General features: G+C 56.7%; 8 protein-coding genes and 1 pseudogene. 6 read left to right on the top strand and 3 right to left on the bottom strand.

Going from position 1 to position 6,022, the window contains the following annotated elements:
- From ABJQ89_RS02120 to ABJQ89_RS02130, 3 genes and pseudogenes are all read right to left on the bottom strand, one after another.
- Positions 1-216 (bottom strand): annotated as a pseudogene (locus tag ABJQ89_RS02120) (hypothetical protein); the annotation flags it as partial.
- Positions 213-1,784, bottom strand: a complete 1,572-nt coding sequence (locus ABJQ89_RS02125) for a hypothetical protein (protein ID WP_348494626.1) — start codon at positions 1,782-1,784, stop codon at positions 213-215. The pseudogene ABJQ89_RS02120 and the gene ABJQ89_RS02125, both read right to left, overlap by 4 nt.
- A gap of 111 nt (positions 1,785-1,895) precedes the next feature.
- Positions 1,896-2,651 (bottom strand): A24 family peptidase, encoded by a 756-nt coding sequence (locus ABJQ89_RS02130; RefSeq protein ID WP_348494627.1) that lies wholly within the window; start codon positions 2,649-2,651, stop codon positions 1,896-1,898.
- 74 nt (positions 2,652-2,725) lie between these two features.
- Between ABJQ89_RS02130 and gspG the strand changes: the two genes are divergently transcribed.
- From gspG to ABJQ89_RS02160, 6 genes are all read left to right on the top strand, one after another.
- Complete coding sequence (gspG, locus tag ABJQ89_RS02135; protein WP_348494628.1) at positions 2,726-3,199, top strand: type II secretion system major pseudopilin GspG; 474 nt, start codon at positions 2,726-2,728, stop codon at positions 3,197-3,199.
- Complete coding sequence (locus tag ABJQ89_RS02140; protein ID WP_348494629.1) at positions 3,184-3,663, top strand: prepilin-type N-terminal cleavage/methylation domain-containing protein; 480 nt, start codon at positions 3,184-3,186, stop codon at positions 3,661-3,663. Before gspG ends, ABJQ89_RS02140 begins: the two co-directional genes overlap by 16 nt.
- Complete coding sequence (locus ABJQ89_RS02145) at positions 3,648-4,004, top strand: prepilin-type N-terminal cleavage/methylation domain-containing protein (protein ID WP_348494630.1); 357 nt, start codon at positions 3,648-3,650, stop codon at positions 4,002-4,004. Before ABJQ89_RS02140 ends, ABJQ89_RS02145 begins: the two co-directional genes overlap by 16 nt.
- 5 nt (positions 4,005-4,009) lie before the next feature.
- Complete coding sequence (locus ABJQ89_RS02150) at positions 4,010-4,675, top strand: type II secretion system protein GspJ (protein ID WP_348494631.1); 666 nt, start codon at positions 4,010-4,012, stop codon at positions 4,673-4,675.
- The gene (gene gspK, locus ABJQ89_RS02155) at positions 4,672-5,601 is read left to right on the top strand and encodes a type II secretion system minor pseudopilin GspK (RefSeq protein ID WP_348494632.1); all 930 of its coding nucleotides are present in this window, start codon (positions 4,672-4,674) and stop codon (positions 5,599-5,601) included. Before ABJQ89_RS02150 ends, gspK begins: the two co-directional genes overlap by 4 nt.
- A gap of 72 nt (positions 5,602-5,673) precedes the next feature.
- Positions 5,674-6,022 (top strand): hypothetical protein (locus ABJQ89_RS02160; RefSeq protein ID WP_348494633.1); only part of this gene is annotated, 349 nt, incomplete at its 3' end.

Raw genomic sequence — 6,022 nt, forward strand, 5'->3', positions numbered from 1 at the left:
AGCGGCCGCATTGGCAAACCATTCAGCCGCAAGCGCGAAATCCTGAGGAACACCATCGCCGCGCAAATAGCGCAGGCCAAGCTGGGTTTGCGCACTCATTTGGCCCGCTTGTGCAGAAGCCTGCAACTGCTCCAAGGGCAGGGCAGCCTCTTGCGCGACACTTTGAGTGCCGAAAAGTGCCATCAGCATCGCCAAACGCAGCAACAACCCTCTCATTCGGAAACACCTGTGACCGTTTGCTCTGTATTTGGCGCACGATTTGCCGCTTCTTCAAAAAAGGCGCGGGCAATTTTCTGAGCTTCTGACACTTGATCAGGCGTCATCAGATCAACAATCAAATCACGGGTTTCAATAGACTCTTCATGACCCCCTGCCGCCGCAACATTTAACCATGCATAGGCGTTCACGTAATCCAGCTCTATGCCATCACCCGTGGCCAATGCAGCGCCGAGTTGGTGTTGCGCCGCGACGTGACCGGCAATGGCTGCGCTTTCGATCAGGGCGAAACCATCGTCCGTTTTGCCCTCCTGCGTCAGATACCAACTGCCAAGCGCGGCCTGAGCGCTGCGCACGCGCGCATCAACCTGCGCCTGCATCCAATTTACCGCTGTTTCATTGTCTGGTTCTTGCAAAAGCGGGGCAATCCATTTCACCAAATCATGCGGCGCATAAGCATCGTCCATCCGCCCTGCGAGCGCCAATTGGCTGACGCGTTTTAACCCTGCCGGATCGCCCTGCGTCGCTGCAAGTTCGTATAACTCGACCGCTTTCTTGATGTTCGCTTCCGTCCCGCGACCTGCCTCGGTCATACCGGCCAATGCCATGGTCGCACGGGCCAAGCGGCGGTAAGAGGCCTCTTCAAAATAATGCAGTGCAAGCGCATCATCATTTGGAATTACAGTGCCTTGAAAATACGCCAATGCAAGGTTGTTCATCGCGCCCGGCTCGCCCGCGTCTGCCGCTGCGGTCAGCCAACGCAACGCCTTTTCTGCGTCTGGCGCTTTGCCATTGATCCCTTGCAAATATGCGGTGCCAAGGCTGCGCTGCGCCAAAATATGACCCGCTTCTGCGGCTTTAGTGAACCACTGTACCGCTTGGGAGTCCGACTGGTTCACCCCAGCGCCGACCTCATAGGACAAGGCCAATGAATACTGCGCGTCTCTTTGACCGTTCGCAGCAGCTTCCTCCATCCAGCGCAGTGCTTCTTTGTTGTTCTGCGCCGTTCCAACCCCTTGCGCATAGGCGCGGCTCAATTCGTATTGCGCATCTTTGTTGAACCCTTCGCTGCTCGCCAACAACCAGTTAAAGGAGGCAACGGCATCCGCTTCGACCCCTTGTCCCCTGCGATAGAGAAGACCCAAGTAATATTGCGCTTCCGCATTTCCGCGCGCCGCCGCATTCAGAAAAAGGGACGCCGCGCGTTTCGGATCGCGTGTTTCCTTTGGTTGGCTCAGCAGCGCGCGAGCAAGCAAGGTCGCCGCCTCAGGATGATTTTGCGCAACGGCCTTTTCCAACCATTCCACGCCCTCGGCCACGTTTTGCGGACCACCGCGCCCCTCTAGCAAAATGCGCCCGTAGCGATATTGGGCCAGCGGTGTGTCCAAGGTGTTTGCGAGATGTTCCAAACCTTTGCGCGCTTCAGCAAAGTCACCGCGCTGCCACGCCTGTTCCACAGCCGCCATTGTCGGAGGCGCGGCATCCTCTTGCGCCTGCGATGGCAGTCCAGAAAGGGAAAGGCCTGCGATCAAAACGAAACTGCAGAGCTTGGATAAAGGAGCGGTCATGTTGTGAAGGTTCCAGCGTCAAAAGGTTGAATATTAAAGACATAAAATGCATCGGGCAGGATAGGAGATGTTTGCCTCAAGTCAATTCACCTTGAACGCGCGCGCGGAATTTCAACTCAACATACGGGCGAGCCAAATCGCAAAGGTGGCCGCACACAGCGCCGTGCCAAAGGGCAGAGGCGTTTGCAAATTAACGCGCTGCGCACGATTGAGCTGTTGAACAAGCGCGACGCTTAGTGCCGTGCAGGCCGAAATCATCAACATCCATGGCAAGGTGAAAGGCCCGATAAAAGCCCCAAGCCCCACCATCAATTTCACATCGCCAAGGCCCAACCCTTCGCGGCCCCGAACCCTTTGGTAGCCAACACGCAAGATTAGAAAACTCATACCCCCGATCAGGGCACCATAAACGGCCTGCATGCCAATGCCGCTCGGCAAGCTGGCCAATGCGAGGGCCGACGCAGCGAGCGCGGCGTTCAGCACATCGGGCAGTCGAAACCAACGGGCATCCGCGATGGCCAAGGCGAGAAGCATCCACAGGAAGATCGTCGTTAAAACAGCGTCTAAGATGTGCCCTTGCGATGCGATCACCCCAAGAACAGCCGCCCCGATTGCCAGCACTTCGATATAGAAAACCCAAGGCGGGATTGACGATGTGCAGCCTTTGCACCGCCCACGCTGAACCAAAAAGCTCAGCACTGGGACCAGCTCAAACCAGCGCAACTTCGCTTTGCAGGACCGGCATGCGGAGGGCGTTACAATAACATCCTCGCCGCGTGGAAGGCGATCGACCAAGACGCCTAGAAACGACCCTACCGCTGGGCTAAGCGCGATCAACAGTATCGATAGAATTTCAAACTGAGACATCGAACGCCCTAAGCCATAGACAAGAGTACGCGCCGAGCCGTATCATAGGTTAAGATATTTGAGGACATTATATTATGTTGCGAGCGCAACCTGCTTTCGAACCAGATGCGGACGTTTCCGACACGTCCCGTGAGGCCGGATTTTCTCTACTCGAGCTAATGGTCGTGGTCGTGATCCTGTCGATCCTCGCGCTGGTCATTGTCCCGCGCGTCATTGACCGCCCGGATCAGGCACGCGCAGCGCGCGCACAATCTGACATCGCAGCCGTTGCCAGCGCGGTCCAGCTCTACCGCCTCGACAACTTTCAATATCCAACCACACAGCAGGGGCTCGCTGCCTTGGTGAGCGCACCGACAACAGACCCAGTGCCGCAAAATTGGGCCACAAAAGGGTATATGGATCGGGTGCCGGTGGACCCATGGGGGCAACCCTATCAGTATTTACAGCCCGGCGTTCATGGCGATTTTGATGTGTTTACCTTTGGGGCCGATGGTGTGGCTGGCGGCAGCGGCGCCAATCAGGACATCGGATCATGGACCCAAAACTAGGTTCCACATCTGGCCACGCAGACGCAGGCGTCACGTTGATCGAACTGCTCGTTGTTGTCGCGATTATGTCGGTCTTGGCAACGGGCGTCACTATCACCGCCCTGCGCCCCAGTCCGAAAGCGGCCAGCTCTGATCATGCATGGTTCGAGCGCAGTTTTAACACCAATCGCACACTCGCCATTCAGGGCCGCACCAGCCGCGGCCTGAACGTACAGCCAAATGGTTTGGTTCCCGTGCACATGGGCAAGGATGGATGGGTCTCTGCAAAAAGCGCACATCGTTGGCGCGGGCGCGTTGCGCTCAGCGCCGCGCGCATCAGCGGCGCGTCTCAGGGACAACCCGACATCGTGTTTCTGTCAAATGGGCAAACCAATCCCTTTGATATCTCTTTTACATCAGGACAATTGCAAACCCTGAGATGTCGCAGCGACGGATGGACAGGCCTGATATGCGACGACGCTTAAAACAGGATCAAGGCCTCACTCTGGTCGAGCTTGCTGTTGCTGTTTTGGTGCTCTCAATCGGCAGCATTGCTGCCCTTCGTGCAACGGATCAATCCCGCGTTGTCATCGGCGGAAGCGAGACGCGCAGCTTCGCGCAGATCGCCGCCCGCAATCGGGCGGAAGAGCTGAAACTACTCGGACCAAGTGCCAATCTGCCAAGCTCTGTCACCTTGGGTGGTCAGACATTTGAGCTTGAGCAAGACAATGAAACAACTGCCGGTGGCTTTGTTAAATCAACCATCACCGCCAAAAGCCAAAGGGGGGGCGCTCTTTATATAGTATACCTTCCCTTTAACCGGTGAGCACCATGCGCGGGCATAAAGACAGCGGCCTTAGCCTGATCGAATTGGTGGTCGCGATGGCAGTGTTCGCCCTCGTTGCGATTATGGGTTTGCAAAGCCTGACAGGCATGCTGCGCAATCGCGATCATCTGGTCGAACTGAGCGAAAACACCCATGAATTGGGTCAAGCCGTGGCTCTCCTGCGCAATGATCTCAGCGCATTGGTGCCATTTTTGTTTTTCCCGCCAGAGCGACAAGCCCCGCAATCTGCCCTGCGCTTAACAGGGTCAAGCACCCGCCTGTCTTTATCGATTGCCGGTCAACCCAGCCTTGGCGCCAACGATCAACTGGGCGCCATGCATCGCAGTGAATGGCGATACGACGGCGCGACAAACACCTTGTCGCGTGCGGTTTGGCCGACGCTTATTCCAGCGCGCCCAAATGCCCGCAGCTCCGAGGTGGTCATTTTGCGTGAAATCGATGGATTTAGCGCGCGCAGCTATTGGCCTGTTGAAGGGTGGATCAACGGGTTGCGCCAACCCAATTCGGCCAACACCACCACCAACGCAATAGACAGCGATCAAACCGCAAGCTCTGCAATTGTCTATTCCAGCACATTGCCCTTGGCTGTGGAAATTACCCTGCATACGCAAGAATTCGGCGATATTCCCTTGGTGCATAGCCTCAGATGACGACAAACAGACACACATCACATGCCGGGTTTGTCCTTGTGAATGCTTTGGTCTTGGTCGCGGCATTGGCGGCAGTTGCGGTCCTTTTATTGTCCCGCGCCGAAGAGGGACGCGCGCGATTGGAAGCCACGCAAACAGCGGATCAACTGTCGCTCTATCTGGATGGCTTTGAAACCGTCGCAATTGCAGTTCTCGATCAGGACCGCGCGAACGGTGCCATTGATCATGCGACGGACGCTTGGGCGCGCTCTGAGTATGCCGTTGATGTGGATCGCGGCCGTATCGCCGGCAACATCAAAGACATGCAAGGTTTGTTCAACATCAACTGGCTGACCAACAGCGAAGACCAAGCCACAAGCGAAGCATTTGATCGACTGCTTGCTTTGGCGTCTGTCTCATCCCAAGCAGGGGCCGCAATCCGTGGCTTTATTCGCAACGGCGGACCAGAACAGCGCCAAGCCTATGCACGTCAAACCCCTGCGCTTGATCCCGTTGGCGGGCCTCTCTTGATGTTCGATCAACTCCGCCAGATCCCATCGCTGTCAGATCGGGATATCGAACGGCTAAGCACCGTCGCCACGGCGCTACCGGGGGACAGCACGCTCAACATTAATACAGCATCGCGCAGCGTCCTTGCCAGTTTACTGCCCGATTTGCGCCCTGCCGCTTTGAACACAGTGCTTTCGCGGCGCTCCCGTGAACCTTTCGGATCGGTAGAAGAATTCGTGCTGCTCATAGAAGCATCCCTTGGCAGTTCTCTAGACGATATCTTCCCCGCGACGCGGCTATCGGTTGGCTCTGATTGGTTTCAGGTGGATGCCACCGCAACGCTCGGGCCACGGATCGCATCCCGCCGCGCCGTTCTCTTTCGCCAACCCTTGCCCGCAGGCATTTCAACCCATTGGCGCGTCAGCTATTACCCCTAAACTTTGACCATTGAACTCTACCCGAGCAACTTGCATCCTGACCCAGCTTAAAATCCATGAACGAGATAGTTTTTGAAAACGCCTGCCGCCTCCACGCTTGATCCTCGGTTCGTCTACTTGACCGACAAAGGCGCAGTTGCACGCAAACGCCAGATCGGGCTGATCCCAGGTGCGGCAGCGCCTGTTCTCACACTGGAACTACCCCCTGCCTTGCGCGGCCAAGCACGCGAGCAAGTGGCACGGCGACAAATCTTAGACCGCTTCGGGCTGGGCGAAGATGATGTTGATATGTGGCCCTTTGTATTGTCGCCCACAGACAACGCGGGCGCTTGGACCAAGGTGCTTATCGCAGACAGCGCCAGCGTGGCCGATTGGCGCGAACGGGCAGGGACACAGGCCAAGACAGTGCTGCCAGATTATC

Source organism: Planktotalea sp. (assembly GCF_039984035.1).
Lineage (GTDB): Bacteria > Pseudomonadota > Alphaproteobacteria > Rhodobacterales > Rhodobacteraceae > Planktotalea.

What these genes read in the sequence shown, in the direction of transcription:
- ABJQ89_RS02145 (WP_348494630.1), top strand. Translation starts at nt 3,648, where the DNA reads ATGCGACGACGCTTAAAACAGGATCAAGGCCTCACTCTGGTCGAGCTT.
- ABJQ89_RS02140 (WP_348494629.1), top strand. Translation starts at nt 3,184, where the DNA reads ATGGACCCAAAACTAGGTTCCACATCTGGCCACGCAGACGCAGGCGTC.
- gspK (WP_348494632.1), top strand. Translation starts at nt 4,672, where the DNA reads ATGACGACAAACAGACACACATCACATGCCGGGTTTGTCCTTGTGAAT.
- ABJQ89_RS02130 (WP_348494627.1), bottom strand. Translation starts at nt 2,651, where the DNA reads ATGTCTCAGTTTGAAATTCTATCGATACTGTTGATCGCGCTTAGCCCA.
- ABJQ89_RS02150 (WP_348494631.1), top strand. Translation starts at nt 4,010, where the DNA reads ATGCGCGGGCATAAAGACAGCGGCCTTAGCCTGATCGAATTGGTGGTC.
- gspG (WP_348494628.1), top strand. Translation starts at nt 2,726, where the DNA reads ATGTTGCGAGCGCAACCTGCTTTCGAACCAGATGCGGACGTTTCCGAC.
- ABJQ89_RS02125 (WP_348494626.1), bottom strand. Translation starts at nt 1,784, where the DNA reads ATGACCGCTCCTTTATCCAAGCTCTGCAGTTTCGTTTTGATCGCAGGC.